The following is a 24,127-nucleotide window of genomic DNA, read 5'->3' on the forward strand; positions in this document are numbered from 1 at the left end:
GGTTTTAAAGGGTTTGATCTGTAAGCGACGGTAATAATTAAATATTTTTCGAAATAGTGTTTGACGGATTATCGAAAAAGGCTTCTAATGCGCCCCGTTGCCCAGATAGCTCAGTCGGTAGAGCAGGGGATTGAAAATCCCCGTGTCGGCGGTTCGATTCCGTCTCTGGGCACCACATTCAGTTTTGATGTGGTGTTCGCACTACCTCAAAACACAGAAAAACCCGCCTAGTGCGGGTTTTTTTTTGGCCGTGATTTAACCCCACAGCACCACCTCTCTTGGCGATTGCAAAGAGATGGGGTTCAATCCTCTCCTCAGCCTGCAAAGGACACACCGTTATGTCATCGCCAAAAAAGCAGCAAAAAAACGCCCAGCGAGCCAAAACCAAAGCCAAGCAGAATCGCGTCGGCAAACCGGCCAAGGCCTCGGCAGGCGCACTGCTCGACAATCCGTTCGATGACGTGAAAATCGACCTGAGCACGTTCAACTTCCAGGACATTCTCGACAACGGCTTTGACCCGGCCGATTACGACGACCTGTTCCAGGCCATGAAAGCGGCCGAAGCCATCAACCTGCAAACCCTGTGCACGGTATTCCTGCAATACCCGGTACTGGAGCTGGTGATCTCGGAAGAGGAAGAAGAACCCGCCACCGACTTCCTGATGGGCCTGCTGATCGAATACCGCATCGGCATCCACGGCGACGACGAAGACAGCGCCGTGGCCTGGATTGAGACCCCGGCCTTCCAGAAAGCCTACGTTGAAGCCTCGCGCCTTCTGCAGGAGCGCAATACCCGGAGCCTGCACTGACAGCAGCCCTGATTGAACCTGTCAGCCGGGCATTTACCGAGCCCGCTGCTGACGGTTACCTGCTGGGCGGTTTCGAGTGGCGCCAGCGCACGCCCGACAGCACACGGGCAGTGGTGATCATCAACGCCGCCACTTCGGTGCGCTGCCAGTACTACTCGCGGTTTGCCGAATACCTGTTCAGCCACGGCCTGGACGTGATGCTGTTTGATTACCGCGGCATCGGCGCCTCGCGCAGCGGTTCGTTGCGCGGCTTTGCGGCCACATGGTCGGACTGGGGCATGCTGGATGCCCAGGCCCTGCTCAAGCGTGCACAACGGGAATACCCCGGCCAGCCGATCGACGTGGTGGGCCACAGCTTTGGCGGTTGTGCAGCGGGGCTGGCGGCCTCCGGGCAGGCTATTCGCCATCTAGTCACTGTGGGTGCGCAATTTGCCCACTGGCGCGACTACGCGCCGGCACAGCGCTGGCAGATGCTCGCCAAATGGCACGGGGTGATGCCGTTGCTGACTCGCATATGCGGCTATTTCCCTGGCAAACGCCTGGGCTGGCTCGAAGACACCCCGGCGGGCGTGGTCAGGGACTGGGGCGCACTCAGCACGCGCTACGAGCAGCTCCCCAGCGCACGCAACATTGCCGCCCTGCCCTTTTCCAGCGTGACGGCCAAAACCCTCGCCATCAGCTTTAGCGACGATCCTTTCGGTACTGTGCCGGCCATTGAGCGCTTGCTGGGGTATTTCAGCGCCAGCTCACGTACGCATCTGCGCATCCAGCCACAAGATATCGACGAAACTGCCATTGGCCATTTCGCTTTTTTTCATAGCCGTTTTCAAGACAGCTTGTGGCCGATTGCTTTGCAGTGGTTAAAGCGAGGGGAATTGGCAGTGGATGTGCCGGGCAGGACAGTCTCTTTCAAAGCGCCCTCACCCCAACCCTCTCCCGGAGGGAGAGGGAGCTGATTGGGGGATATTCAAGAATTTCAGCAGGCTGACAGCCTTGCTGTTGAATCCAGCATCAACTCGGTCAATCCCCTCTCCCTCCGGGAGAGGGCTAAGGTGGCACCCTCCAGATCGACGCTCATCAAGCCTGTGTGCTGCACCACGCCTTGCGCGCCGCCAAAGCCACTGTCGACTCGCTGATTCCGGCGACCTGATCGCTATTCTGTGGGAGCGGGCTTGCTCGCGATACAGGCGACTCGGTGTGTCTGGCCCTGCGCAGTGATCCCATCGCGAGCAAGCCCGCTCCCACAGGGATTAGCGAGCAGCACACCCTTGCGGCTTGAACACCCGATCCCTCGACGGCGGATTATTCGCCAGCTTGTTGGCAGGTCTGCGCGGGCGCACCAGCAACTCACCGCCACAGTTAGGGCAAAGCCCGCCCAGGTGCTGCTCAGTGCAGGTCGCGCAGAAGGTGCACTCAAATGAACAAATCCGTGCTTGAGCCGAATCAGGCGGCAAATCGCAATCACAACATTCGCAATTGGGGCGTAATTCGAGCATGAGCACCTCACATAGGACCGGTAATTTTCATCCTTACATTTAAGACGCTTCCCGCAAAAAACCAACAGCAAATACAAAATGGCAGTGACATTCTCATTAGCCCTTCAAGCTGATGCGCGGCAAAAAACAATGAACCCACCGCTTCCCGCTACCACCCACGATTCTGATCTGGCGCCCTTGCTCAACTCTCTGGGCGAACTTATCCGCCAAGCCCGGCAAAAGGCCTTGCGCGTGGTGGATACACTACAAGTGCAAACCTGCTGGAACATGGGCCGGCATATCATTGAGTACGAGCAGGAAGGCGCAGCCAGGGCCACTTATGGCAAGCAATTGCTATCAACACTGGCCAAATCGCTAACGCAAGAATTCGGGAAAGGCTTTGATGTCTCCAACCTTCGCTACATGCGGCTTTTCTATCAGGCGTTTCCAAAGTGTGACGCACTGCGTCACGAATTGAGCTGGACCCACTACCGCACCCTGCTACGGGTCGAAAAAGATAGCGCACGCCAGTGGTATATGAACGAAGCGGCCACGCTGAACTGGTCAACACGCGCCCTTGAGCGGCAAATCGGCACGTTGTATTACGAGCGTTTGCTGGTCAGCAAGGATCGTCCTGCGATCATGCAGGAAGCCGCAACCAATACGCTCGCGCTGAACAAAAGCCCCCGCGAATTTGTGCGCGACCCGGTGCTGCTGGAGTTTCTGGGCATGCCAACAGTTGCAGGGCTTTTCGAGACCGGACTGGAACAGGCACTGATCGATCATCTGCAAGGATTCTTGCTGGAACTGGGCAAAGGTTTCGCCTTCGTTGCCCGCCAACAGCGCATCAGCACCGAGAGCAAAGACTTTTATGTCGATCTGGTGTTCTACAACTACCTGCTCAAGTGCTTTGTGATCTTCGACTTGAAACGTGGCGAGCTGACCCACCAGGACATCGGCCAGATGGACATGTATGTGCGCCTCTACGACGACCTCAAGCGCGGCCCCGAAGACTGCCCCACCGTGGGCATCATCCTGTGCGCACAGAAAGATGCCTCGGTGGTGCGCTACTCAGTACTGCATGGCAACGAGCAGCTGTTTGCCAGCAAGTACACTCTGGTGCTGCCTACAGAAGACGAACTGCGTGCCGAACTCGACCGAGAACAGCTGCTGGTTGAGGCCAGAAGCCATAACCCTGAGTAGCCGCCCTCAATCCCGTCAGCTAAACGCGTTGATAAACCAGGTAATCATCGGGATCGCCACGATATCGATCAGCACCGCACCACACAACGGCACGATGATAAAGGCCTTGTACGAGAAGACTTTGTAGTGATCACAGATGGCGCCCATATTGGCCACGGCATTGGGCGTCGCGCCCAGCCCGTGCCCCATAAAGCCCGCGCACAAGACTGCTGCGTCGTAGTTACGACCAAACAGACGGAACAGGACGAACACGCACAGTAAAATCATGATCACCACCTGCACCACCAGAATCACCAGCAGAGGCAAGCCGAGTTTCTCCAGCTCCCAGAACTTCAAGCTCATCATGGCCATGGTCAGGAACATGCCCAGGCACACGTCACCAAGGGTGCTGACGGCATGGTCGGGCATCTCGATAACCTGGGCCCGGTCGTTGAGGTTGCGCAGGATGATCGCGACAAACATGGCACCCACATAACTCGGCAATACGATGCCCAGATGCTGCTGCAGGCTGGAGCCCAGCCAGAAGCCCAGCACCATGATCACCACGATGCAGGTCAGCAAGCGCAGCAAGGTGGCTGCATCCAGCGCGGCTGGCGGGGTGTGGACCACTTCTTCGAACGCCTTGAGGCTGCCAACGGCTTCAGCCTTGACCACCAGTTTGTTGCGCTCGATCAACCAGCGCGCCAGCGGGCTACCCAACAAGCCGCCTGCCACCATGCCGAAGGTTGCAGCGGCCAGGGCAGCAGTCGTTGCCCCCACCGCACCCAGGTTTTCAGCAATTGGCCCGAAAGCTGCCGCTGCTCCAAAACCGCCTTCCAGTGACACCGCTCCGGCCATGATCCCCAGCAACGGGTCGATGCCCAGCAGTTTGGCGACACTCACACCCACCACGTTTTGCACCAGCGCCAGGCCCCAGCACGCACCCAGGTAGATAAACAGCAATTTGCCGCCCTTGCGCAGCAAACCCAGGCTGCCGCCCAACCCGACGGTGGTGAAGAACGCCACCATCAGTGGGGTTTGCAGGCTGGTGTCGAGGGTCAGGTTGAGCAGTTGTTGATCACGTAACAGCCAGATCACCAGGGCAAAACCAAAACCACCGATGACCGGTGCAGGCACACACAGTTGGCGCAGCCAGTAGCTGCGTTTTTTCAGTTGGGCACCCAGGCCCAGCAGGAGCAACGCGAGAGCAAGGGTGCTCAGCGCATCCAGTTCGAATGTCAGCATGGCGAATTTCTCTTTTTCTTATGATTCAACAAGCGGTTTCAGGGATTTACGGAAAAACTTAATCAATCAGGCTGGCGAGCAGACGCGCGCCAATGCGGGCGGTTCGGTTGTCGATGTCCAGGCTCGGGTTGAGCTCGGCAATGTCGGCCATGCGCAATTTGCCACTGGCTTTAGCGTGGCGGACCAGATGCTCGACGATCTGCAGGTCAACACCATGGGCAGACGGCGCACTCACGCCGGGTGCCTGGCTGGCGGGCAGTACGTCCAGGCACAGGGTCAGGTAGAGGTGATCGACGCCTTGCAGGAAATCATCGATCAAGGCTTCACAGGCTGGTATGTCCCAGCTGTTCATCTGTCGGTCGAGGCGGTAACGCACATTCAGGCGCTCGGCCTGTTCGAACAATGCCTGGGTGTTGTTCAACTGGCTGACACCCAGACAGCAATAGGCGAAAGGCATGTCGAACCGCTGGCAAACCTCGGCAATCTGGCGGAAAGGTGTGCCAGAGCTGCTTTGTTCGGCGTGGCGCAAATCAAAATGCGCATCGAAATTGAGAATGCCGATCCGCGGCTGCGCACTTGTGCGGCGCAAGTGCGCAGCCAGGCCACTGAAACTGGCAAAGGCGATTTCGTGCCCGCCACCCAGGCCCAACGGCAAATGCCCCTGGTCGAGCAAATGGCTGACCTGCTCGGCATATCCTTGCTGCGCGCCTTCCAGATCATCGCCTGCACAGCTCACATCACCGGCGTCATACAGCGACGCCTGGCCGTGCCAGGCCAGATTGGCCAATGCCTTGCGCAGGGCCACGGGGCCCTGGCGTGCGCCGGTGCGGCCCTGATTGCGCTTGACCCCTTCATCACTGGCCAAACCAATCAATGCAGCGCCCGCCGGCAGGCCATCAGCCACTGGCTTGACCCATTGATGCCAGCGCAATGCGCCCTGCCCTTCGGCAGCGTCAATACGGCCTGTCCACAAGGACATGTCGGGTACAACTGTCATGCTTGAAACTCCAATCGAATTCAGTCGAGCCGGGCGCTCAGGCGCAGGGCTACGTCCTGGGTCCAGCGGATCAGGCGTTCACTGCGGGTATGTGCCCGGGAGGCCGGGGCCATAAGGCTGATGGCGCCTTGCAGGCGATTGCGGCTGTCGAGCAACGGTGCACTGATGCCCCAAATGCCGTCATCAATCTCACTCACACTCACGGCATAACCGGCAGCGCGGATCTCGGCAAAGCTGCGCTGGTAGGTGGCAACCTCTTCAGCTTCGACGCCTTGAGCCAGAAGAGCCGACAGGCTTTGCGCCTCATCCATATACGCCAGCAGCACCCGCGCAGAAGCGCCGACCAGTAACGGCTGGGCAAGGCCCTTCTGATAGCAGCAGCGCAGGGGTTGCGGGCTGTCGACCAGCTCAATGCAAATCGCCTGGCCGTTGCTCGGCACCATCAAGGCCACGCTTTCCTGACTTTGCTCGGCCAGACGCTTGAGTTCAGGCTTGGCCAGCGTCACCAGCACCGCTTCACGGTCAAATTTTTTCGCCAGTTGCAAACAGGCAGGCCCTGGCAGATAGCGGCCCTGGCCGTTCTCTTCGGCCAGCCCCCAGCGCAACAGGGTTTTAAGATGGCGATAGGTGCTGCTCAGCGGCTGCGCCAGTTGCTCGGAAAGCTCTTTGGCAGAGATCGCCTCACCGGATTGCCCCAGGGTTACGAGGATTTGCAGCAAGCGATCAGTTGGCGTGTTGTAGTTCATTGTTGGCCCCATGCTCTTGCCTGCATGGTGCACGGTGTTTCCCATTAGCTGAAATTCGATTCCCACTGAATGGGAAAAATCGGCCAGATAACGATCAGCGGTCGCAGATTGGCAGCATTACAGGCACAAAAAAGGCCGCCATCCGAAGAGGGCGGCCTTGCTTGTTTACTCAACCGTGAGAACCGTCCTGGCCTCAGTTGAGTACGGTTGCCCCCAACTTCTCAATACGTCGACGACGAGCCACCAGCAGGCCAGCCGTCACCACCAGAATGCTCAACAAGCCGGTGGCCATGATTTCAACGCGATGCGCTTCCTGGAACAGCATGATCGTCAAAATAGCCACGATAAACACGATGACCGCATAGGTCAGGCCCGGGAACAGCCACATCTTGAAGGCGATGGTCTCGCCCAGTGCCGTACGCTTTTGGCGCATGCGCAGTTGCGATATGGCAATCACCAGGTACACCAGCAAGGCAATGGCGCCGGAGCTGGCCAGCAGGAACTCGAACACCGCAGCCGGAGCCACGTAGTTGGCGAATACCGCTACGAAGGCTGCACCGGTGGACATCATCACCGCCCAGTAAGGCGTACCCGCCTGGTTGGTACGCTTGGCCGCAGCCGGTGCGTCACCGCGCTTGCTCAGGGAGTAGAGCATCCGCGAAGAGGTGTAGAGCGCCGAGTTCAGGCAGCTGGTTACAGCGATCAGGACCACGATATCAACGATCAGCTTGGCATTCGGGATACCCATGCGCTCAAGTACGGTCTGGTAGGATCCGTACTGGGCCAGAGCCGTGTCGTTCCACGGCACCAGAGCCACGACGATAAAGATCGACACCAGATAGAACAGGCCAATACGCCAGATCACCGAGTTGGTGGCCTTGGTGATTTGCTTGCTCGGGTCTTTGGATTCCGCCGCCGCGATGGTGACGATTTCAGTGCCCATAAACGAGAACATGGTGGTCAACATGGCCGCCAGTACCGCGCCCATGCCGTTGGGCATAAAGCCGATGGTGTCGCTCAGATGCGCGACGCCACTGACCTGGCTGGTCGGCAGCAGACCGAAAATAGCCATAAGGCCCAAAACGATAAAGCCAATGATCGCCAGTACTTTGATCAGCGCAAACCAGAACTCGAACTCGCCGTAGTTCTTCACACTGAACAGGTTGGTGGCGGTCAGCAACAGGGTAATGACCAGGGTAAATACCCAGATCGCCGTATCGGGGAACCATGCATGCAGGATGGTACCGGCGGCGACAGCTTCCAGCGGGATCACCAGTACCCAGAACCACCAGTACAGCCAGCCAATGGTAAACCCGGCCCAATGCCCGATGGCACGGTCGGCGTAGGTGGAGAACGAACCGGTGTCCGGCGAGGCTACGGCCATTTCGGCGAGCATGCGCATCACCAGTACAACCAAAGTGCCTGCTGCGGCATAGGCCAGCAGTACAGCGGGGCCCGCCTGGGCAATCGCGTGTCCGGAACCGACAAACAAACCGGCGCCGATAACACCGGCAATCGACAACATGGTCACATGCCGTGGTTTGAGCCCTTGTTCCAGGCCGCTAGAGGATTGCGTATTGCTCATTGGGACTACCTTTCATTGAAGCCATTCCGAGCACCCGCGTTGACTTTCGTAAAAAGTAACCAACGGGGCGTTTAGAATCTTTGACGCAATAACTGAGCCAGAATGTGACAAGTGCACGGTTTGCGCGGGCTGCAACGATTTGCAACAGATGTTGCAAGCCATTGACCGTAATGGCTTTTTGCCAATTCGTTACCGTAACACTCAGTTACAGAGCCCTCGACGCACCAAAAATACCCAAAATTGCCTGTATGGCCAAAAAGCGGTGCACATCTTTAACCTTTAGTAGGTTCGCGCTTCCAACACCGGGCCAAAGCTGGCAACATCGCGACCTTTTTTAAGCGACACCTGTCTGGCCGAGCGGCGAAATACAGGGTCGGTTGTTGTCGGCGCGACACTCTGCTGTAGCGATGCGACAAACTGCCACCCTCTCGCCTTTTGTGTCTTCAGGGCGGCTGGTTGCCTCTGCAACCCTATGCTAGCTTGGCCTCGCCAGGAAGGCCGCCCAACAGCAGGATCGCACCCGAACACAATGAGGAACGCACATGGCTTTGGCCACGCCCGCGCTTGAAATCCGCAACTTGCACAAACGCTACGGCGAGCTTGAGGTACTTAAAGGTATCTCGCTGACCGCACGCGACGGCGACGTGATCTCGATCCTGGGTTCTTCCGGTTCGGGCAAGTCGACTCTGTTGCGCTGCATCAACCTGCTGGAAAACCCCCATGAAGGCCAGATTGTGGTCGCCGGGGAAGAGCTCAAGCTCAAGAAAGCCAAAAATGGCGAACTGGTCGCAGCCGATGGCAAGCAGATCAATCGCATGCGCAGTGAACTGGGTTTTGTGTTTCAAAACTTTAACCTGTGGCCGCACATGACCATCCTCGACAATATTATCGAGGCACCACGTCGGGTACTGGGGCAAAGCAAGGCCGAGGCCATCGAGGTGGCCGAAGCATTGCTGGCCAAGGTTGGCATTGGCGAAAAACGCCACGCCTACCCCTCTGAATTGTCCGGCGGCCAGCAGCAACGCGCAGCGATTGCCCGCACCCTGGCCATGCAGCCCAAAGTAATTCTGTTCGATGAACCGACATCGGCACTTGACCCGGAAATGGTTCAAGAAGTACTTAGTGTGATCCGCGCGCTCGCCGAAGAAGGCCGCACTATGCTGTTGGTCACCCACGAAATGGGTTTTGCCCGTCAGGTGTCCACCGAAGTAGTGTTTTTGCATCAGGGCCTGATCGAAGAGCAAGGGTCGCCAGAACAGGTGTTCGACAACCCGGTTTCGGCGCGCTGTAAACAATTCATGTCCAGCAACCGCTAACGGAGCAATACGAATGCAGAACTATAAAAAGCTGCTCATGGCCGCTGCCGCCACTCTGGTTTTCAGCGCCAACGCCTTGGCTGTAGATAAGTACAAAGTAGGCATTGAAGGTGCCTACCCACCGTTCAACAACAAAAACGCCAGTGGTGAAGTCGTAGGTTTCGACCCCGATATCGCAATGGCCCTGTGCGCCAAGATGAAAGCCGAGTGTGAAATCGTCACCTCCGACTGGGACGGCATCATTCCGGCTCTGAACGCCAAGAAGTACGATTTCATCGTGTCGTCGCTGTCGATCACGGACGAGCGCAAGCAAGCCGTCGACTTCACCGACCCGTACTACTCCAACAAGCAGCAGTTTATCGCGCCGAAAAAAGTCGACTTCAAAACCGACATCGCGTCCCTCAAGGGCAAGGCCCTGGGCACCCAGCGTTCAACCCAGGCCGCAACCTGGCTGGATGACAACCTGGGCACTGACGCGACCATCTCCCTGTACGACACCCAGGAAAACGCCTACCTCGACCTGACTTCGGGCCGTGTAGACGCCTTGCTGGCTGACAAGTACGCCAACTACGACTGGCTCAAAAGTGCAGCCGGTCAGGCCTACGAGTTCAAGGGTGAGCCGGTCAACGAAGATGACAAGGTCGGCATCGCCCTGCGTAAAGGCGACAACGAACTGCGCGCCAAGCTGAACCTGGCCCTCAAGCAAATCGTTGAAGACGGCACGTACAAGAAGATCAACGACAAGTACTTCCCGTTCAGCATCTACTGACCTGCCTGACCGGTGCGCCTGCGGGCGCGCCGGTCCCTAGCAAAGCCTGCCTACCCCATGACTATCGATCTATACGGATTCGGCCCGGCGCTTGCCGCTGGCGCGCTGATGACCGTCAAACTGGCACTTACCGCGCTGTGTCTGGGCCTGGTGCTCGGATTGCTCGGTGCCTTGGCCAAAACATCCCCCTTCAAACCGCTTAGATGGTTGGGCGGCGCCTATTCGACCCTGGTTCGTGGCGTGCCCGAACTGCTCTGGGTGTTGCTGATCTATTTCGGCAGCGTGAATCTGGTGCGCGCCATCGGCGAATCCATCGGCATGCCCGAACTCACCCTCAGCGCCTTTGCGGCCGGTGTGCTCGCGCTGGGCCTGTGCTTTGGTGCCTATGCCACCGAAGTGTTTCGTGGCGCCATCCTGGCCATCCCCAAGGGCCACCGCGAAGCGGGCATGGCTCTGGGCCTGTCTAAACCGCGCATCTTCACCAAGCTGGTGCTGCCGCAAATGTGGCGCATCGCCCTGCCCGGCCTGGGCAACCTGTTTATGATCCTGATGAAAGACACCGCGCTGGTGTCGGTTATCGGCCTGGAAGAAATCATGCGTCAGGCGCAAAACGCCGTGACCTTTGCCAAACACCCGTTCACCTTCTACATGGTGGCAGCCGTGATGTACCTGGGCCTGACCGTACTGGCCATGGGCACCATGCACGTGCTTGAAAAACGCGCAGCGCGCGGCTTCGTGAGGAGGACGTAATGGAGTGGGAAATAATCCTCAAGTGGCTGCCCAAGCTGATACAGGGCGCGACCCTGACCCTGGAGCTGACCGCCGTTTCGGTGCTCGCCGGTCTGATCGTGGCCATCCCGCTGGGCATCGCCCGTTCATCCAAGCTCTGGTATGTGCGTTCACTGCCTTACGCCTATATCTTTTTCTTCCGTGGCACGCCGCTGCTGATCCAGCTGTTTCTGGTCTATTACGGCCTGGCGCAGTTCGATGTGGTGCGTGAAAGCGCGTTGTGGCCCTATCTGCGCAGCCCGTTCTGGTGCGCAGTCATTACCATGACCCTGCATACGGCGGCCTATATTGCCGAGATCCTGCGCGGTGCCATCCAGGCCATTCCGCCGGGTGAAATCGAGGCCGCACGGGCCCTGGGCATGTCGCGCTTCAAGACTCTGGTGCATATCATCCTGCCACGGGCTGCGCGCATCGGCTTGCCGGCGTACAGCAACGAAGTGATCCTGATGCTCAAGGCCAGCTCGCTGGCGAGTACCGTGACCTTGCTGGAACTGACCGGCATGACCCGCACCATCATTGCCCGCAACTACCAGACCGTGGATATGTTCCTGGCGGCCGGGGCGATTTACCTGATCATGTCGTTTGTGCTGATCCAGGGTTTCAAACTGCTGGAGCGCTGGTTGCGCGTCGATGCCTGCCAAGGCCGCTGACCTGCTCGCCCGCTTTGCGGCGCTGGACGGGTTTCTGCATGACCACCAGCACCTCTGGCGCCCACGGCCCTTCACCCAGCTGAATGTGCCGTGGGAAGCGCAACACCCCGAACTGGCGCAGTGGTTGCGCCAGCGTTCGTTACAGGACGCCGAAGCCAGCCACAACAGCCCCAAACACCTGTCCGCCCCCGCGCCGTTCCCTGAACTGGCGGCGACGTCCCGTGCCCTGAGCGCTGTACCACGGCTGCCGACCCAAGCCCTTACCTGCGCAAACCCGCGCTTGCAGGTGGATGTACCGGGGCGTAAATGGCAACAGATCGAGGCCTTCGCCCAGAGCCTGACCTTTGAACAAGCCCCCACCCACTGGCTGGACTGGTGCGCGGGCAAGGGGCATTTGGGCCGTCGGCTATTAAGTGCCGGGCAACAACTGACGTGCCTGGAATATGACCCGGCATTGATCGAGTCCGGACAACACCTGAGCCAGCGGCATCAACTGGCGGCCCGGCATATTCAGCAAGATGTGCTTGCTGACGAAGCAGCCCTGCAACTCACCCCCCACATGACACCCGTGGCGCTGCACGCCTGCGGCGATTTGCATGTGCGCCTGCTGCAACTGGCCAGTGCGGCAGGCTGTGCACAACTTGCCGTATCCCCCTGCTGCTACAACCGCATCGGCGGGACGCACTATCAGGCGTTATCCACAGTCGCCAGGGCATCTTCCCTGCAACTGTCGCTGCAAGACCTGAGCCTGCCCATGAGCGAAACCGTGACCGCCGGCACCCGCGTGCGCCGTCAGCGTGACGAGTCCATGGCGCGGCGTTTGGGTTTTGATCTGTGGCAGCGCCAGCGCCGTCGGTGTGATGAGTACTTATCCACACCCTCGCTACCGAGCACCTGGTTGAACAAGCCGTTTGCCGAGTACTGCACGGATCTGGCGGCGCTGAAGAACTTATCCACAAGCGGTGACGAAGACTGGGCCGCACTGCAGGCCGCGGGCTGGGATAGGCTTGCGCAAGTGCGCAATCTGGAGTTGGTGAGGGGGTTGTTCCGCCGCCCGCTGGAGTTGTGGCTGGTGCTGGATCGGGCGCTGTATCTGGAGGAAAAAGGCTACGAGGTACAGGTCGGCGAGTTTTGCGACAGCCACCTGACCCCGCGCAATTTGATGCTGCTGGCGCAGCGCTGTGGATAAGTCAGCCGCTGAAGTGCGCCCCACACCCACCTGTGGGAGCGGGCTTGCTCGCGATGCGGGCGACGGGGTTGTTCAGATTAACCGCGCTGATGCCATCGCGAGCAAACCCGCTCCCACAAGAGCAGACCCTGCCAGCCTACGACCCGCGATACGTCGAAAAGCCATAAGGGCTGAGCAGCAGCGGGATGTGGTAATGCTGCTCGGCGTTCTTCACTTCAAAAATCACCGGAATCTCCGGAAAGAAGGTCTCACGGCCGGTTTTCTTGAAGTACTCACCGGTCTTGAACACCACCCGATACTCACCCGCCTCAAAGGCCAGCTTGGCCGGGAACAGCTCACCGATACGACCCTGCTCATTGGTGACACCTTGGGCCAACGGCTGCCAGCCGTTATCCACATGCTTTTCCAGGGTCACGTTGACCCCAGGCGACGGCAGGCCGTTTTCCAGGTTAAGCACATGCACGCTCAAAGGGTTGCCCGCCGCCAGCGCCAGGCTCGACAGCCCGCTCAGGGTCAAAGCCGCCAAAGTCATTCGTAGAGATTTCATAATTTGTCCTTATGGTTAAAAAACAATCAATTCAACGCTGAGTGGCCAGACCAATCTGTTCTGCAGCCTTTAGCACGCAGGCTTCGTCTTGCTCCGAGCCTCCGGCCCCGGCTACGCCCATCGCGCCCACCAGTTCGCCTTCGGCAAACAGGGGCACACCGCCACCCAGCAACAAAAGTTCCGGGATGGAGTTGAGATTGCTGGCTTCGGGATTGCTACGCGCCCGCTCGGCAAACAAACGGGTAGGGGTTTTGCTCGACAGTGCGGTCCAGGCTTTGCGCTGGCTGGCCAGCAGGTTGTGCGGGCCGACACCTTCCGGGCGCATCGCCACCAGTACATTGCCTCCGCGATCGAGCACGCTCAGCGCCCCCGTGCAGTGCTTAAGCGTGGCATCCGCCAACTGACGGGCGATGGCCAGATCCAGATCGGCATGACGGGCCAGATTCGGCGCCGCCTGGGCAGCGCTGGCGACGCCAACGGCAGTCCATAACAGCAAGGTTTTAAACATCATCGGCAAGCTCCTGTGCGAAGGCCTGCACCTTAACCAGCGAGCCTCGTCAGAATCCCGTCAGTTGCATTACAAGTTTGTAATAGGCAACACCGGTGAAGGCGCCTAGCCTGTGCAGACGATTGATCGAGGTGTGCGATGCGTTTGTTAGTGGTGGAAGACGAAGCCAAGACGGCCGATTTCCTGGCCAAGGGCCTCAAGGAGTCCGGCTTTGCCGTGGATGTGGCACTCAACGGGCTGGACGGGCGTTACTTTATTGAGCAGCAGGAATATGACCTGATCATCCTCGACGTGATGCTGCCGGGGCTCAATGGCTGGCAATTGCTGCAACTGATTCGCCAGCGCGGCGCCACACCGGTGCTGTTCCTGACCGCCAAAGACGCCATCGAGGACCGTGTGCGCGGCCTTGAGCTGGGCGCCGACGATTATCTGCTCAAGCCCTTCGCCTTTGCCGAATTGCTCGCCCGGGTACGCACCCTGCTGCGCCGTGGCCCCATGCGCGAGGCGGAGTCGTATGCCATCGCCGACCTTGAGATCGACGTACTGCGCCGTCGCGTCAGCCGGGGAGGCCAGCGCATCAGCCTGACCAACAAGGAGTTCGCCCTGCTGCAACTGCTGGCCAGCCGCCAGGGCGAGGTGTTGTCACGTACCTTGATCGCATCCCAGGTGTGGAACCTCAATTTCGACAGCGACACCAATATGGTCGAGGTCGCCGTGCGCCGCTTGCGCGCCAAGGTCGACGATCCCTACATGCCCAAACTGATCCACACCGTGCGCGGCGTCGGTTATCAACTGGAAGCACCTGATGAGTAAATCCATCGCCTGGCGTCTGGCGCTGGCGATTGCCCTGACCTGCGCGCTGGTCCTGAGCGTGATCGGAGTGTTTCTGTATCGCTCGCTGGCCTCGGAGCTGGCGTTTCGTGATGATCAGGCGCTGCTCGGGCGCCTTGAGCAAGTGCGTGCCCTGCTGCATGACAGCGACAGCCTCGAAGCCCTGCAAGAGCGCCCCCGTCTGTACCAGAACATGCTGGGCAACCTGGACAGCGTGTTGCTGGTCAAACGGGCAGATGGCAGCCCGCTGATCACCATCAACCCTCATCAGCAAACCTTGCCGGATATACAGCCCATTGCCCAGGCACGCGCACCTCAGCGGGCGGATATCAAAACCCTGGACCAGACAGTATTGCTGGCCGGGATGGCCCAGGGCCCCGACGGCGAAACCTTGAGTGTGACCGTGGGCAAGCGCCTTGATGAGCGTGAGCAAATGCTCGCCAGTTATCGCCTGCGCTTGTATGGCGCTGTGGGCCTGGGCGCGCTGCTGGCTTTCGGCCTTGGCCTGCTGCTGTTGCGCCGTGGCCTTGCGCCATTGCGCGAACTGGCCCGGGCCATGGCGGGCATCGACCCGCGCAGCCTTGACCAGCGCATGGCCACCCACAATGTACCCGCTGAGCTAAAGGAGCCGGTGCAGGCTCTCAACGCCATGCTGGCGCGGCTGGAAGACAGCTTTGCCCGGCTGTCACAGTTTTCCGCTGACCTGGCCCATGAAATCCGCACGCCGCTGCACAACCTGCTGGGCAGCAATAGCCTGGCACTGAACCAGTCACGTAGCCCGGCCGAGTATCAGGAAGTGCTGGCGTCAAATATCGAAGAGTACGAACGGCTCAATCGCATGGCCGAAAACCTGATGTTTCTTGCCCGTGCCGAACACGGTCAGCGCCCGTTACAACTGCAAGCGCTGGACCTGGGCGAGGTGGGTGACGGGCTGTGTGATTACTTCGAAGCACTGGCCGAGGATCGGCAGTTGCAGCTGACCAATCAGCTCAGCGGCTCGCTGATGGCCGATCAACAGCTGCTGCAACGGGCCCTGGGCAATCTGTTGGCCAATGCCGTGCGCCATGCTCAGCCAGGCTCTACCGTAAGATTGCTGCGCCATGACGATGACGGGTTTTGCTGGATTGGTGTGCATAACCTTGGACAGCCAATTGACAGGCAGCACATCGACAAGCTGTTCGACCGTTTTTACCGGGTCGACCCGTCACGGGCACAGCCGGGTGATTCGGGCGGGCTGGGTTTGGCGATTGTGCATTCGATCATGCAATTGCATGGCGGCCAGGTGCGGGTGACCAGTGATGCTAATGGCACGCTGTTCGAGTTGGGATTTCCTATTCCTGCGTAGGAAATGCGGCACGACGATGTGCGTTTTTGTGCTCTACGCCAGTACTTCAGCAAGCGCTGGCCAGAATCATGAAAATAGTCTGTTATCAGGGGTTTACAAGCTCAAACATCCGAGTATACTCTGCGCCCATAACGCCGGTATAGCTCAGTTGGTAGAGCAACTGACTTGTAATCAGTAGGTCCCGAGTTCGACTCTTGGTGCCGGCACCATACGCAACACCAAAAGAGGCTCACCGAAAGGTGGGCCTTTTTTGTTTCCGGGGTCCGGGAAAATTCAATGAGCACAGGTGACAGCACTCTCGTGCAGATTAAAAGCTCTGCTCACTCAGCTCGCGCAAAGCAGCTGTGGCCAGAAACCCCGAGCGTGACGCGTAACGATGGTCCTTACTGACTCGCTCATCAATGCGCAGCAGCAGGTTTTCAGGCAAGGATGCGTTAAAGCGGACCGACTTCCCGAGGTAGGGCGTCAAATCAAAGTCCACCACTGCCCAAATCCCGCCGACAAAATCTGGATTGTCCAGATGTGCGTCCACATCCTTGGCCTGCGGCAACTCACCTCTATCCGCCACAACCCCTTCCAGATGCAAAGCCAGCGCCTCCTGGACGTTATCCAGGGCTTCTGAAAAAGTGCTGCCCGCCGAGAAACAGCCCGGCACATCAGGCACCGTTACGCTGAATTCGGAATCTGCATCTTTATGTATGACCACTGGAAATTTCATGACCGTAACTCTCCTCTGAGACCTGCGGATTTGAGAATGTTGTGCAGCGTCCCTTTCGCAATTTCAGCCTTGGGGTGCGGGACCGTTACCCGGCCAGTTTTGGCTGGATGCTTGAACTGATGGTGACTGCCCTTTATGGCTGTCTCAAACCAGCCATCAGCAAATCAATAAGCTCACGATTACGCACGCCACCACCCCTGCATTGTTGTGTACGTCATACACCATCGAACGACGATGCAATTGTTCCGTACACACAATACACACAGAACAACGTGAGTGACTCGCAGTTGTGTTACACGCTATGCACATGAACGAGCCTGGAAAACTTCTGTTCCTAAGCCGTTTGTCAGCGCACAAAGGCACGCATTGTTTTACATACAATAATGCATATACTAAAAACGTGTTGCCACACTTTGTGCCTGAATTTTATGGCTGAACACACTAAAATCTCACAATTGAATCGAGGCATCAGCGCATGAGTGCACTCCTGGACCGGGCTGAGCAAGCAGTGTCCGCCACAGCAATGGTCCGCGGCTTCAGTGCGAAATTGAAGGAAGTGACCAGTGGTGAAGTAACCCATCTGGTGATATTCAAGGACAACGAGCCAGCCGCTGTACTGCTAGGTGTTGAAGCCTATCAAGCCCTGCAGGATGAACTCGAAGACCTGCGCGCCGAACGCCTGGCCATTGAACGCCTGTCCACTCTGGACGAACAGAACACAGTGAGCCTCGAAGATATGGAGGCTCGCTTCAAGTAGGCAATGCCGATGAACTGGAGCGTGCGCTTTCACCCCGAAGTTGAGCAAGATCTCAAGCAATTGGGCACGGCTGAGGCGAAAAGAATCCTGAAGGTGATACGCCAGCGTATCGCTTTAGGAGAACCAGACAAAATCGGTAAGCCCCTTCGGGGTGCCCTTGTCGGTTGCAGGCGAATTCGTACAGGCGATGTTCGCATTGTCTACCGCATTCAGGGCATCGAGATCGTACTGGTTCTCTGCGCAGGCGCCAGACGTGATGATGAGGTCTATGAGGCTGCCAGTCGACGAGTCTGATTCAACCCCCCTTGCATAAACACTCTGCCATCACAATAATGCGATCGATTACCAATTACATTTTGGTCGCATCATCATGTCGGCGCTTGATCATTCAGTTCTTCATCGGTTGTACAGCGAACATAACGGCTGGCTAAAAGGCTGGTTGCGCGTGCGGCTGGGCAATGCGGCGGATGCTTCCGATCTGGCCCAGGACACGTTCCTGCGGGTCATGACTGCCCGCCATGACACTCCCATCCGCGAGCCGCGAGGTTATTTGAGCGCCATAGCCCGTTCATTGCTGATCGATAAAGTACGCCGCCGCACCATTGAACAGGCTTATCTGCAGGCTTTGGCCCTGAAACCTGAACCTGTGGATATTTCTCCAGAGATACGCCTTTCAATTATCGAGACGCTGGTTTCAATCGACGCCTTGCTCGATGATCTAGGCAGCAGAACCCGGGAAATTTTCCTCGCAGTGCAGCTAGAGGGCTTGAGTTACGTGGCCACCGCCGAACGTTTCGAGGTATCGGTCACTACGGTTAAAAATCATTTGATCCGTGCCATGACCCGCTGCCTGCTGCTGGTCGACAATTGATGTCTTCTTCCCCGGACCTCAAGGCGCTCGAGGCCGCTGCCACCTGGTATGTACAGCTTAACGACGGCACCCACGACGAGACCCGCACCCGTGACTGGCAAGCCTGGCTGACCTCCTGCCCCCAGCATGAAGCGGCCTGGGCACGACTTGAAAGGTTCCAGCGCCAATGGGCATTGATGCCTCAGGAGGCCGCTCTCTCCAGCCTCGATGCTGCGAAAACTCAACGCCGAGATGTGCTGAAAATCCTTGGCATTCTGCTGGCCGTTGGCAGCGGCACATGGCTGGCTGCTGAGCAGGTGCCCTATCGCTCGATGCTTGCCGGACAACGCACCAGCATCGGTGAGCGGCGCTCGCTGCGCCTGGACGATGGCTCGCTGCTGGAACTCAACGCCAACACGGCGCTGGATATCCATTTCGGTGCCAGACAGCGGGTGATTCGTCTGCACCGTGGCGAAATCCTGATTCAGACCGCCAAAGACCCGGATCAGCGCCCCTTTATCGTGCATACCGAGGACGGCAGCGTACGCGCCCTTGGCACCCGTTTCAGCGTGCGGCAGTTGCCCGATCACACGCGAGTCGGCGTACTGCAATCCGCCGTGGAAATCCGCCCGCTCGAGCTGATCCATCAGGCCCTGCGCCTGGAGGCCGGGCAACAAGTCACTTTCGATAGCGATGCAATCGGCAGCGTTCAGCCTTTGCCTGCGGCTTCAACCGCCTGGACACAAGGGATGTTGAGCGTGGATGACTGGCGCCTGGGCGATTTTGTCGAGGAGTTGGGCCGTTATCGTCCAGGTGTGCTGCGCTGTGCCACAGCTGTTGAGAACTTACGGATCTCGGGAGCTTTTCGTATCGATGACACCGAAACGGTGCTGGAGAATCTGGGCAAAACCCTACCGGTAAAAGTTCGTTTCCTGACCCGCTACTGGGCCAGCATCGAACCGGCATAAGCTCAGGCACAAATGGTTTGGATTTAACCTTGCTGATTTCGATTCTCATCCGTCAATGACATAAGCCGCGACTACAGCGCGTTTGTGCCATGACCACGCAAGGATCATCGAATGCCCCCGCTCCCCCTCAATGCCACCACCCAAATAACCCGCGCTGTGCGCCTGGCGGTATTCGGCGCTGCCCTCGCCAGCCTGTCCGGCCTGGTGCTGATGCCCGCTCAGGCAGCGGCGCAAAGCCAGACGTTGTACCAGATTGCGGCAGGCCCGCTGGGCAGCGCCCTGACCCAGTTTGGTGTGCAGGCGGGAGTGACGATTTCGTTTGATACCGAACAGGCCCGTCACCTCATGACCGGCGGGCTTGAAGGCTCATACAGCGTCGAGGAAGGCCTGGACCGCTTGCTGGCCAATAGCGGTTTGCAAGCCGAACGCCAGAGCAACGGGGGTTATGTACTGGTCGCCAGCAACAGCGAGGCCGCGCTGGAGCTGGGGGCCACTCAGGTTGTCACCAACCAGTTGGGCACCGTGACCGAAGGCACGGGTTCCTACACGCCGGGCGCTATCGCCACGGCCACCCGCTTGGTGCTCACGCCCCGGGAAACCCCGCAGTCGATCAGTGTGATCACCCGCCAGCATATGGATGACTTTGCCCTCGACAATGTCGACGACGTAATGCGCCATACACCCGGCATTACCGTATCGGCCTACGACACCGACCGAACCAACTACTACTCCCGCGGTTTCTCGATCAACAACTTCCAGTACGACGGCATCCCCTCCGCCGTGCGAAATGTTGCCTATTCAGCGGGCAACACCCTGAGCGACATGGCCATCTATGACCGTATCGAGGTGCTCAAGGGCGCCTCCGGTCTGCTGAGCGGGGCGGGCTCACTGGGCGGCACCATCAACCTGGTGCGCAAAAAGCCCACCCGTGATTTCCATGGCCATATCACCGCAGGCGCAGGCTCGTGGGACAACTACCGTACTGAAGTGGACCTCAGCGGCCCGCTGACCGAAACCGGCAATGTACGCGGTCGTGCGGTGGCGGCCTATCAGGACCGGCAATCGTATATCGACCGTTACTCCAACCAGAGTTCGGTGTTCTACGGCATCCTCGAAGTCGACCTGACGCCAGACACCTTGCTAACCGTGGGCGCCGACTACCAGGACAACAAACCCCAGGGCTCCACCTGGTCGGGGAGCTTCCCGCTGTACAACTACGCGGGCGAAATCAACAGCGCCAAACGCTCGTTCAGCAACGCCACCGACTGGAGCAGTTGGCAGCAATACACCCGCACCGTCTTCGCGACCCTGGAACAGGACCTGGGTAGTGGCTGGGTGGGCAAGCTGCAACTGGACCACAAGATCAATGGCTACGATGCCCAACTGGGGGCCATCCAGTTCAACCAGCCTGCGGCTGATGGCACCGCCAAGATCAACGCGCAGCGTTACAAGGGCGAAACCACCAGCGACGCGGCCGACCTGTATGTCAGTGGCCCCTACGAGTTTCTTGGCCGTGAACACGACCTGGTACTGGGCGGTTCCATCAGCACCGCCAACTGGAAAGGCAAAGGCTATTGGGACGTGACCTTCTCTACCCCTAACCTGGTGGACTACTTCAATTGGGACGGGCACCTGGCCAAGCCTGACTGGGGCAACGCTTCGCAAATCAGCGATGACACCGTGCGCCAGACTGGCATGTATGCCACCACGCGCCTGAATGTCACCGATGAGCTGAAGGTTTTTCTGGGTGGGCGCGTGGTCGACTACACCCTCACCGGTACCACCAATACCTATCGCGAAACGGGGCGTTTGATTCCCTATGCGGGCATCACCTATGACCTGACCGACTACCTGACCGCCTACGCCAGCTACACCGATGTGTTTATGCCTCAGGAGTTCTACAACCTGGATCGCAACAGCAAGATGCTGGACCCGGACGAGGGTGAAAACTACGAAATCGGCCTCAAGAGCGAGTTTTTCGATGGTCGTCTGAACGCCAGCCTGGCGTACTTTGAGGTCAAGGAAAGCAACCGGCCCATCCCCGACGATGCCTGGAACAACCTGCAACCCACTCCGCCCAACTATGCCTTCAAGGGCACTGCGGCAAAAACCAAGGGCTACGAGCTGGAAATATCCGGCGAACTGAGTCCGGGCTGGAGCTTGCAGGCCGGGTACACGCACAAGGTGGTTCGCGATGACACCGGCAAAAAAATCTCCACCTTCGAGCCCGAAGACCAGCTCAATTTCTACACCATCTACAAGCTCAAGGGCGACCTGAACAAGGTCTCCGTGGGCGGTGGCGCACGCTGGCAGAGCACGGCCTGGCAAGAGATGTACAACGGCCCCAAGGACAGGTACGAAGATTTCTCGCAAAAACCTTATTGGGTGGTGGACCTGATGACCCGTTATCAATTCACCGAAAACCTGTCGACCACACTCAACGTCAACAACGTTTTCGACAAGTACTACTACACCAATATCGGGTTCTATAACTCGGCGATTTACGGCGAGCCGCGCAACTTTATGCTGACCACTCGCTGGGACTTCTGACCCTGCAGGAGCGAGCACGCTGGCGAAGGCCTGTAGAGCTTCGCGAGCAGGCTCGCTCCCACGATTTTGCGGCCTACGCTTGTTGCAGAGCCTTCAATGCTGCCGAGGCCAGAAAGCCTGAACGGCTCTTTTGCTCAAGATGATGCTTCACATACTCATCGATCCGGTTCAGCAAGCTCCCGGGCAAGGTGATATTCCGCCTTTCCGAGGTATCTAGTGATATCTATATCGACCAATACCCAGATGCAGCCCTCATACTCCGGGTTGGAGACATGAGCGCTTACCGGGGTTGCAACAGGAATTCTGGCGCAATCCTCTGCCAAAATTTCCAGATGCCCTTCAATGGCTTCGCGTGCAATGACCATCGCGTCGTCAAGATTCTCCCCCGCAGAGAAGCACCCAGGAATATCCGGCACTTCTACACCCCAGGCATGTTGTTCATCGCCAGGGCGAATAGCTATTGGGTAAAGCATGTTCAAACCCTCCACAGGGCTGGTTAAAGCAGCCTGCTCGTCAAAGCTGAGCTTGCTTCAAAATACTGTTGAACGTTTTGGTCAGTAAACCTTTCTTCGGATGAGGAATCGTTAACGGCCCCGGCTTCGTCGGGTACTTGAAGTGGTGATGACTTCCCTTGCTCCGTACCAGATACCAACCGTCAGCTTCTATTGCGGTTATCAGCTGTCGGCTATTCAAATTCGCCACCTTCAATAGTGGTTGCTATAACCACCAAATTCAAAAAAATGTCATCTGCCATCAAGGCTCCTGCAGTCATTGCCCATGGATACCTCCTGACAGATGACCCCACATCATCTGTACCGTGAATAACCATCCTTTGTCAGCCCACGGAGATGTAACCTCTAATTGCCGGAAGCAAAGTGACGTCGATCACTTATTTCAACAATAAAAGCGCTTCCCGGAGTACCTCCCATGCACAGCGGTCCCACTCTTTTGCTGGTGTTGTTTTGCGCCATCGCGCTCATCATTTTCCTTATCGTCAAAGTCCGCGTTCATGCTTTTTTGGCCCTGACCGCTGCAAGCTTTGTGGTGGGGATCGGGTCAGGCATGCCGTTGGTAAAAATTGCTTCGTCGTATGAAGCTGGCGTTGGCGGAACCCTCGGGTTTCTGGCAACGATCATTGGCCTGGGCGGGATACTAGGCAAGATGCTGGAAGAGTCCGGCGGCGCGGAGCGTATCGCTCAGACGCTGTTGCGCACTCTGGGCAAGGAGCGCGCATCGTGGGCCATGATGCTGGTGGGCTTTATTGCCGGCATCCCGGTGTTTTTCGAGGTCGGGTTTGTGCTGCTGATTCCGCTGATTTATGTGGTCGCCAAAGAAACCCGCATCAACCTGCTGTACCTGGGCGTGCCGCTGGCCGTGTCACTGATGGCAGTTCATTGCATGCTGCCGCCCCACCCGGCCGCGATGGCAATTACCGGGATGCTGGGCGCCGATGTCGGCAAAGTGATCATGTATGGCCTGATTGTGGCGTTCCCGACTGCCATAATTGCCGGGCCGCTGTGGGTCAAGCTGGTGTGCAAGACAGAAGCCCCGACCACTCAGGAAGCGTTTTTGAACGAGCATTGCGATGACAGCAAAACCCGTGACCTGCCGGGCCTTGGCGTGACTCTGCTGACCATCGCCCTGCCGCTGTTGCTGATGGTCGGTAAAAGTTTCGCTGCCAGCCTGCCCCATGACTCCACAGCATTCAGCGTGATTTCGTTTCTCGGCACACCGCTGATCGCACTGTCGATTGCCGTGGTATTCGCGTACTGGGCACTGGGCTTGCGCCGCGGTTTGTCCATGCCCGACCTGCTGGCTTACACGCAAAAAAGTTTTCCACCGCTGGCCAGTATCCTGCTGATCATCGGTGCCGGTGGGGCATTCAACGGCATATTGATCGACAGTGGCGTGGGTAACGCGTTGTCCGCCTCGTTGACCCAATTGAATATGAACCCCATCGTGCTGGCATGGCTGGTGGCCGGTTTGATGCACTTCGCAGTCGGCTCGGCAACGGTGGCCATGATCAGTGCCGCAGGCATGGTATTGCCTATGCTGGGAGCTCACCCGAGCGTGAGCAAGGAGATCATGTGTATCGCCATCGGCGCCGGGGCCATGGGCTGGACCCATGTCACCGACTCGGCCTTCTGGGTGGTCAAGGAGTACCTGGGGGTGTCCCTGACCGACGCCTTGAAAACCTTCACCACCGCCACGGTACTGGCTTCGACGATCGCGCTGGGGCTGACCCTGCTGCTGTCGCGCTTTGTTTGATTCAACCCGTATCTTCAGACTTATCGTTTAAAG

26 protein-coding genes, 2 tRNA genes and 1 pseudogene are annotated in these 24,127 nt (G+C 58.2%); 18 read left to right on the forward strand and 11 right to left on the reverse strand.

Annotation, left to right across the window (positions count from 1 at the left end):
- Window positions 1-99: 99 nt before the first annotated feature.
- The 3 genes from ACZRMH_RS05220 (at window position 100) to ACZRMH_RS05230 (ending at window position 1,765) form a co-directional block, all read left to right on the forward strand.
- Window positions 100-175: transfer RNA gene (locus ACZRMH_RS05220), tRNA-Phe, on the forward strand.
- A gap of 163 nt (window positions 176-338) precedes the next feature.
- The gene (locus ACZRMH_RS05225; RefSeq protein WP_464012476.1) at window positions 339-809 is read left to right on the forward strand and encodes a hypothetical protein; all 471 of its coding nucleotides are present in this window, start codon (window positions 339-341) and stop codon (window positions 807-809) included.
- An 8-nt stretch (window positions 810-817) separates the two neighbouring features.
- Window positions 818-1,765, forward strand: a complete 948-nt coding sequence (locus ACZRMH_RS05230; RefSeq protein WP_464012596.1) for an alpha/beta hydrolase family protein — start codon at window positions 818-820, stop codon at window positions 1,763-1,765.
- A 294-nt stretch (window positions 1,766-2,059) separates the two neighbouring features.
- Here ACZRMH_RS05230 and ACZRMH_RS05235 read toward each other — a convergent pair whose 3' ends face one another.
- Window positions 2,060-2,305 carry a DUF1272 domain-containing protein gene (locus ACZRMH_RS05235; protein ID WP_464012477.1) on the reverse strand — a complete coding sequence of 82 codons (246 nt, stop codon included), beginning with the start codon at window positions 2,303-2,305 and terminating at the stop codon, window positions 2,060-2,062.
- A 129-nt stretch (window positions 2,306-2,434) separates the two neighbouring features.
- Between ACZRMH_RS05235 and ACZRMH_RS05240 the strand changes: the two genes are divergently transcribed.
- Window positions 2,435-3,487, forward strand: a complete 1,053-nt coding sequence (locus ACZRMH_RS05240) for a PDDEXK nuclease domain-containing protein (RefSeq protein ID WP_464012478.1) — start codon at window positions 2,435-2,437, stop codon at window positions 3,485-3,487.
- Between the two features lie 15 nt (window positions 3,488-3,502).
- On the opposite strand, the gene gltS is transcribed toward ACZRMH_RS05240, so the two are convergent.
- From gltS to gabP, 4 genes are all read right to left on the reverse strand, one after another.
- On the reverse strand, window positions 3,503-4,711 hold the full coding sequence (gene gltS / locus ACZRMH_RS05245) for a sodium/glutamate symporter (protein WP_464012479.1): 1,209 nt from the start codon (window positions 4,709-4,711) through the stop codon (window positions 3,503-3,505).
- Window positions 4,712-4,769: 58 nt separating this feature from the next.
- Window positions 4,770-5,708, reverse strand: coding sequence for a formimidoylglutamase (gene hutG, locus ACZRMH_RS05250; RefSeq protein ID WP_464012480.1), 939 nt, complete (start codon window positions 5,706-5,708; stop codon window positions 4,770-4,772).
- Between the two features lie 20 nt (window positions 5,709-5,728).
- On the reverse strand, window positions 5,729-6,454 hold the full coding sequence (locus ACZRMH_RS05255) for an IclR family transcriptional regulator (protein WP_464012481.1): 726 nt from the start codon (window positions 6,452-6,454) through the stop codon (window positions 5,729-5,731).
- A gap of 193 nt (window positions 6,455-6,647) precedes the next feature.
- Entirely contained in the window at window positions 6,648-8,039 is a 1,392-nt protein-coding gene (gabP, locus tag ACZRMH_RS05260) for a GABA permease (RefSeq protein ID WP_464012482.1), read from the reverse strand.
- Window positions 8,040-8,581: 542 nt separating this feature from the next.
- Between gabP and ACZRMH_RS05265 the strand changes: the two genes are divergently transcribed.
- From ACZRMH_RS05265 to ACZRMH_RS05285, 5 genes are read left to right on the forward strand one after another with little or no spacing between them, the layout of a single operon-like run.
- Window positions 8,582-9,355 carry an ABC transporter ATP-binding protein gene (locus ACZRMH_RS05265; protein ID WP_261740157.1) on the forward strand — a complete coding sequence of 258 codons (774 nt, stop codon included), beginning with the start codon at window positions 8,582-8,584 and terminating at the stop codon, window positions 9,353-9,355.
- Window positions 9,356-9,368: 13 nt separating this feature from the next.
- Entirely contained in the window at window positions 9,369-10,124 is a 756-nt protein-coding gene (locus tag ACZRMH_RS05270) for an ABC transporter substrate-binding protein (RefSeq protein WP_464012483.1), read from the forward strand.
- Between the two features lie 57 nt (window positions 10,125-10,181).
- Window positions 10,182-10,874 carry an ABC transporter permease gene (locus ACZRMH_RS05275; RefSeq protein ID WP_464012484.1) on the forward strand — a complete coding sequence of 231 codons (693 nt, stop codon included), beginning with the start codon at window positions 10,182-10,184 and terminating at the stop codon, window positions 10,872-10,874.
- Entirely contained in the window at window positions 10,874-11,563 is a 690-nt protein-coding gene (locus ACZRMH_RS05280) for an ABC transporter permease (RefSeq protein WP_464012485.1), read from the forward strand. Before ACZRMH_RS05275 ends, ACZRMH_RS05280 begins: the two co-directional genes overlap by 1 nt.
- Window positions 11,544-12,752: a methyltransferase gene (locus tag ACZRMH_RS05285; RefSeq protein WP_464012486.1), complete on the forward strand. Its 1,209-nt coding sequence runs from the start codon at window positions 11,544-11,546 to the stop codon at window positions 12,750-12,752. The genes ACZRMH_RS05280 and ACZRMH_RS05285 overlap by 20 nt, the downstream gene beginning before the upstream one ends.
- Before the next feature lie 136 nt (window positions 12,753-12,888).
- Here ACZRMH_RS05285 and uraH read toward each other — a convergent pair whose 3' ends face one another.
- A complete protein-coding gene (gene uraH / locus ACZRMH_RS05290; RefSeq protein WP_464012487.1) occupies window positions 12,889-13,299 on the reverse strand; it encodes a hydroxyisourate hydrolase in 411 nt (136 codons plus the stop codon).
- 31 nt (window positions 13,300-13,330) lie between these two features.
- Window positions 13,331-13,810: a GlcG/HbpS family heme-binding protein gene (locus ACZRMH_RS05295; protein WP_464012488.1), complete on the reverse strand. Its 480-nt coding sequence runs from the start codon at window positions 13,808-13,810 to the stop codon at window positions 13,331-13,333.
- A gap of 135 nt (window positions 13,811-13,945) precedes the next feature.
- Here ACZRMH_RS05295 and ACZRMH_RS05300 point away from each other — a divergent pair, with 135 nt between their 5' ends.
- The 3 genes from ACZRMH_RS05300 (at window position 13,946) to ACZRMH_RS05310 (ending at window position 16,192) form a co-directional block, all read left to right on the forward strand.
- Window positions 13,946-14,620 (forward strand): heavy metal response regulator transcription factor, encoded by a 675-nt coding sequence (locus tag ACZRMH_RS05300; protein ID WP_464012489.1) that lies wholly within the window; start codon window positions 13,946-13,948, stop codon window positions 14,618-14,620.
- Window positions 14,613-15,983 carry a heavy metal sensor histidine kinase gene (locus ACZRMH_RS05305; protein ID WP_464012490.1) on the forward strand — a complete coding sequence of 457 codons (1,371 nt, stop codon included), beginning with the start codon at window positions 14,613-14,615 and terminating at the stop codon, window positions 15,981-15,983. Before ACZRMH_RS05300 ends, ACZRMH_RS05305 begins: the two co-directional genes overlap by 8 nt.
- A gap of 133 nt (window positions 15,984-16,116) precedes the next feature.
- Window positions 16,117-16,192: transfer RNA gene (locus ACZRMH_RS05310), tRNA-Thr, on the forward strand.
- A gap of 98 nt (window positions 16,193-16,290) precedes the next feature.
- On the opposite strand, the gene ACZRMH_RS05315 is transcribed toward ACZRMH_RS05310, so the two are convergent.
- Window positions 16,291-16,701, reverse strand: a complete 411-nt coding sequence (locus tag ACZRMH_RS05315) for a type II toxin-antitoxin system HicB family antitoxin (protein WP_464012491.1) — start codon at window positions 16,699-16,701, stop codon at window positions 16,291-16,293.
- Window positions 16,698-16,838 (reverse strand): type II toxin-antitoxin system HicA family toxin, encoded by a 141-nt coding sequence (locus tag ACZRMH_RS05320; protein WP_464012597.1) that lies wholly within the window; start codon window positions 16,836-16,838, stop codon window positions 16,698-16,700. Before ACZRMH_RS05320 ends, ACZRMH_RS05315 begins: the two co-directional genes overlap by 4 nt.
- A 386-nt stretch (window positions 16,839-17,224) precedes the next feature.
- Here ACZRMH_RS05320 and ACZRMH_RS05325 point away from each other — a divergent pair, with 386 nt between their 5' ends.
- The 5 genes from ACZRMH_RS05325 to ACZRMH_RS05345 all read left to right on the forward strand — a co-directional run bounded on the left by ACZRMH_RS05325 (window position 17,225) and on the right by ACZRMH_RS05345 (window position 21,826).
- A complete protein-coding gene (locus ACZRMH_RS05325; protein ID WP_464012598.1) occupies window positions 17,225-17,458 on the forward strand; it encodes a type II toxin-antitoxin system Phd/YefM family antitoxin in 234 nt (77 codons plus the stop codon).
- A gap of 9 nt (window positions 17,459-17,467) precedes the next feature.
- Complete coding sequence (locus ACZRMH_RS05330; RefSeq protein WP_464012492.1) at window positions 17,468-17,752, forward strand: type II toxin-antitoxin system RelE family toxin; 285 nt, start codon at window positions 17,468-17,470, stop codon at window positions 17,750-17,752.
- Between the two features lie 76 nt (window positions 17,753-17,828).
- Entirely contained in the window at window positions 17,829-18,329 is a 501-nt protein-coding gene (locus tag ACZRMH_RS05335) for a sigma-70 family RNA polymerase sigma factor (RefSeq protein ID WP_464012493.1), read from the forward strand.
- Entirely contained in the window at window positions 18,329-19,276 is a 948-nt protein-coding gene (locus ACZRMH_RS05340; RefSeq protein ID WP_464012494.1) for a FecR domain-containing protein, read from the forward strand. The genes ACZRMH_RS05335 and ACZRMH_RS05340 overlap by 1 nt, the downstream gene beginning before the upstream one ends.
- A 111-nt stretch (window positions 19,277-19,387) precedes the next feature.
- On the forward strand, window positions 19,388-21,826 hold the full coding sequence (locus ACZRMH_RS05345; RefSeq protein WP_464012495.1) for a TonB-dependent siderophore receptor: 2,439 nt from the start codon (window positions 19,388-19,390) through the stop codon (window positions 21,824-21,826).
- A 73-nt stretch (window positions 21,827-21,899) separates the two neighbouring features.
- Here the strand turns inward: ACZRMH_RS05345 and ACZRMH_RS05350 are convergent.
- Both ACZRMH_RS05350 and ACZRMH_RS05355 read right to left on the reverse strand, forming a co-directional pair.
- A pseudogene (locus tag ACZRMH_RS05350) lies at window positions 21,900-22,299 on the reverse strand (type II toxin-antitoxin system HicB family antitoxin).
- 40 nt (window positions 22,300-22,339) lie between these two features.
- Window positions 22,340-22,519, reverse strand: a complete 180-nt coding sequence (locus ACZRMH_RS05355; RefSeq protein WP_464012496.1) for a type II toxin-antitoxin system HicA family toxin — start codon at window positions 22,517-22,519, stop codon at window positions 22,340-22,342.
- A gap of 234 nt (window positions 22,520-22,753) precedes the next feature.
- On the opposite strand from ACZRMH_RS05355, the gene ACZRMH_RS05360 reads away from it, so the two are divergent.
- On the forward strand, window positions 22,754-24,094 hold the full coding sequence (locus ACZRMH_RS05360; RefSeq protein ID WP_464012497.1) for a GntT/GntP/DsdX family permease: 1,341 nt from the start codon (window positions 22,754-22,756) through the stop codon (window positions 24,092-24,094).
- Window positions 24,095-24,127 lie beyond the last annotated feature (33 nt).

This window comes from Pseudomonas sp. B414, assembly GCF_055408445.1.

Coding starts and splice junctions, on each gene's coding strand:
- ACZRMH_RS05225 (WP_464012476.1), top strand. CDS start 339: ATGTCATCGCCAAAAAAGCAGCAAAAAAACGCCCAGCGAGCCAAAACC.
- ACZRMH_RS05235 (WP_464012477.1), bottom strand. CDS start 2,305: ATGCTCGAATTACGCCCCAATTGCGAATGTTGTGATTGCGATTTGCCG.
- ACZRMH_RS05240 (WP_464012478.1), top strand. CDS start 2,435: ATGAACCCACCGCTTCCCGCTACCACCCACGATTCTGATCTGGCGCCC.
- gltS (WP_464012479.1), bottom strand. CDS start 4,711: ATGCTGACATTCGAACTGGATGCGCTGAGCACCCTTGCTCTCGCGTTG.
- hutG (WP_464012480.1), bottom strand. CDS start 5,708: ATGACAGTTGTACCCGACATGTCCTTGTGGACAGGCCGTATTGACGCT.
- ACZRMH_RS05255 (WP_464012481.1), bottom strand. CDS start 6,454: ATGAACTACAACACGCCAACTGATCGCTTGCTGCAAATCCTCGTAACC.
- gabP (WP_464012482.1), bottom strand. CDS start 8,039: ATGAGCAATACGCAATCCTCTAGCGGCCTGGAACAAGGGCTCAAACCA.
- ACZRMH_RS05265 (WP_261740157.1), top strand. CDS start 8,582: ATGGCTTTGGCCACGCCCGCGCTTGAAATCCGCAACTTGCACAAACGC.
- ACZRMH_RS05270 (WP_464012483.1), top strand. CDS start 9,369: ATGCAGAACTATAAAAAGCTGCTCATGGCCGCTGCCGCCACTCTGGTT.
- ACZRMH_RS05275 (WP_464012484.1), top strand. CDS start 10,182: ATGACTATCGATCTATACGGATTCGGCCCGGCGCTTGCCGCTGGCGCG.
- ACZRMH_RS05280 (WP_464012485.1), top strand. CDS start 10,874: ATGGAGTGGGAAATAATCCTCAAGTGGCTGCCCAAGCTGATACAGGGC.
- ACZRMH_RS05285 (WP_464012486.1), top strand. CDS start 11,544: ATGCCTGCCAAGGCCGCTGACCTGCTCGCCCGCTTTGCGGCGCTGGAC.
- uraH (WP_464012487.1), bottom strand. CDS start 13,299: ATGAAATCTCTACGAATGACTTTGGCGGCTTTGACCCTGAGCGGGCTG.
- ACZRMH_RS05295 (WP_464012488.1), bottom strand. CDS start 13,810: ATGATGTTTAAAACCTTGCTGTTATGGACTGCCGTTGGCGTCGCCAGC.
- ACZRMH_RS05300 (WP_464012489.1), top strand. CDS start 13,946: ATGCGTTTGTTAGTGGTGGAAGACGAAGCCAAGACGGCCGATTTCCTG.
- ACZRMH_RS05305 (WP_464012490.1), top strand. CDS start 14,613: ATGAGTAAATCCATCGCCTGGCGTCTGGCGCTGGCGATTGCCCTGACC.
- ACZRMH_RS05315 (WP_464012491.1), bottom strand. CDS start 16,701: ATGAAATTTCCAGTGGTCATACATAAAGATGCAGATTCCGAATTCAGC.
- ACZRMH_RS05325 (WP_464012598.1), top strand. CDS start 17,225: ATGGTCCGCGGCTTCAGTGCGAAATTGAAGGAAGTGACCAGTGGTGAA.
- ACZRMH_RS05330 (WP_464012492.1), top strand. CDS start 17,468: ATGAACTGGAGCGTGCGCTTTCACCCCGAAGTTGAGCAAGATCTCAAG.
- ACZRMH_RS05335 (WP_464012493.1), top strand. CDS start 17,829: ATGTCGGCGCTTGATCATTCAGTTCTTCATCGGTTGTACAGCGAACAT.
- ACZRMH_RS05340 (WP_464012494.1), top strand. CDS start 18,329: ATGTCTTCTTCCCCGGACCTCAAGGCGCTCGAGGCCGCTGCCACCTGG.
- ACZRMH_RS05345 (WP_464012495.1), top strand. CDS start 19,388: ATGCCCCCGCTCCCCCTCAATGCCACCACCCAAATAACCCGCGCTGTG.
- ACZRMH_RS05360 (WP_464012497.1), top strand. CDS start 22,754: ATGCACAGCGGTCCCACTCTTTTGCTGGTGTTGTTTTGCGCCATCGCG.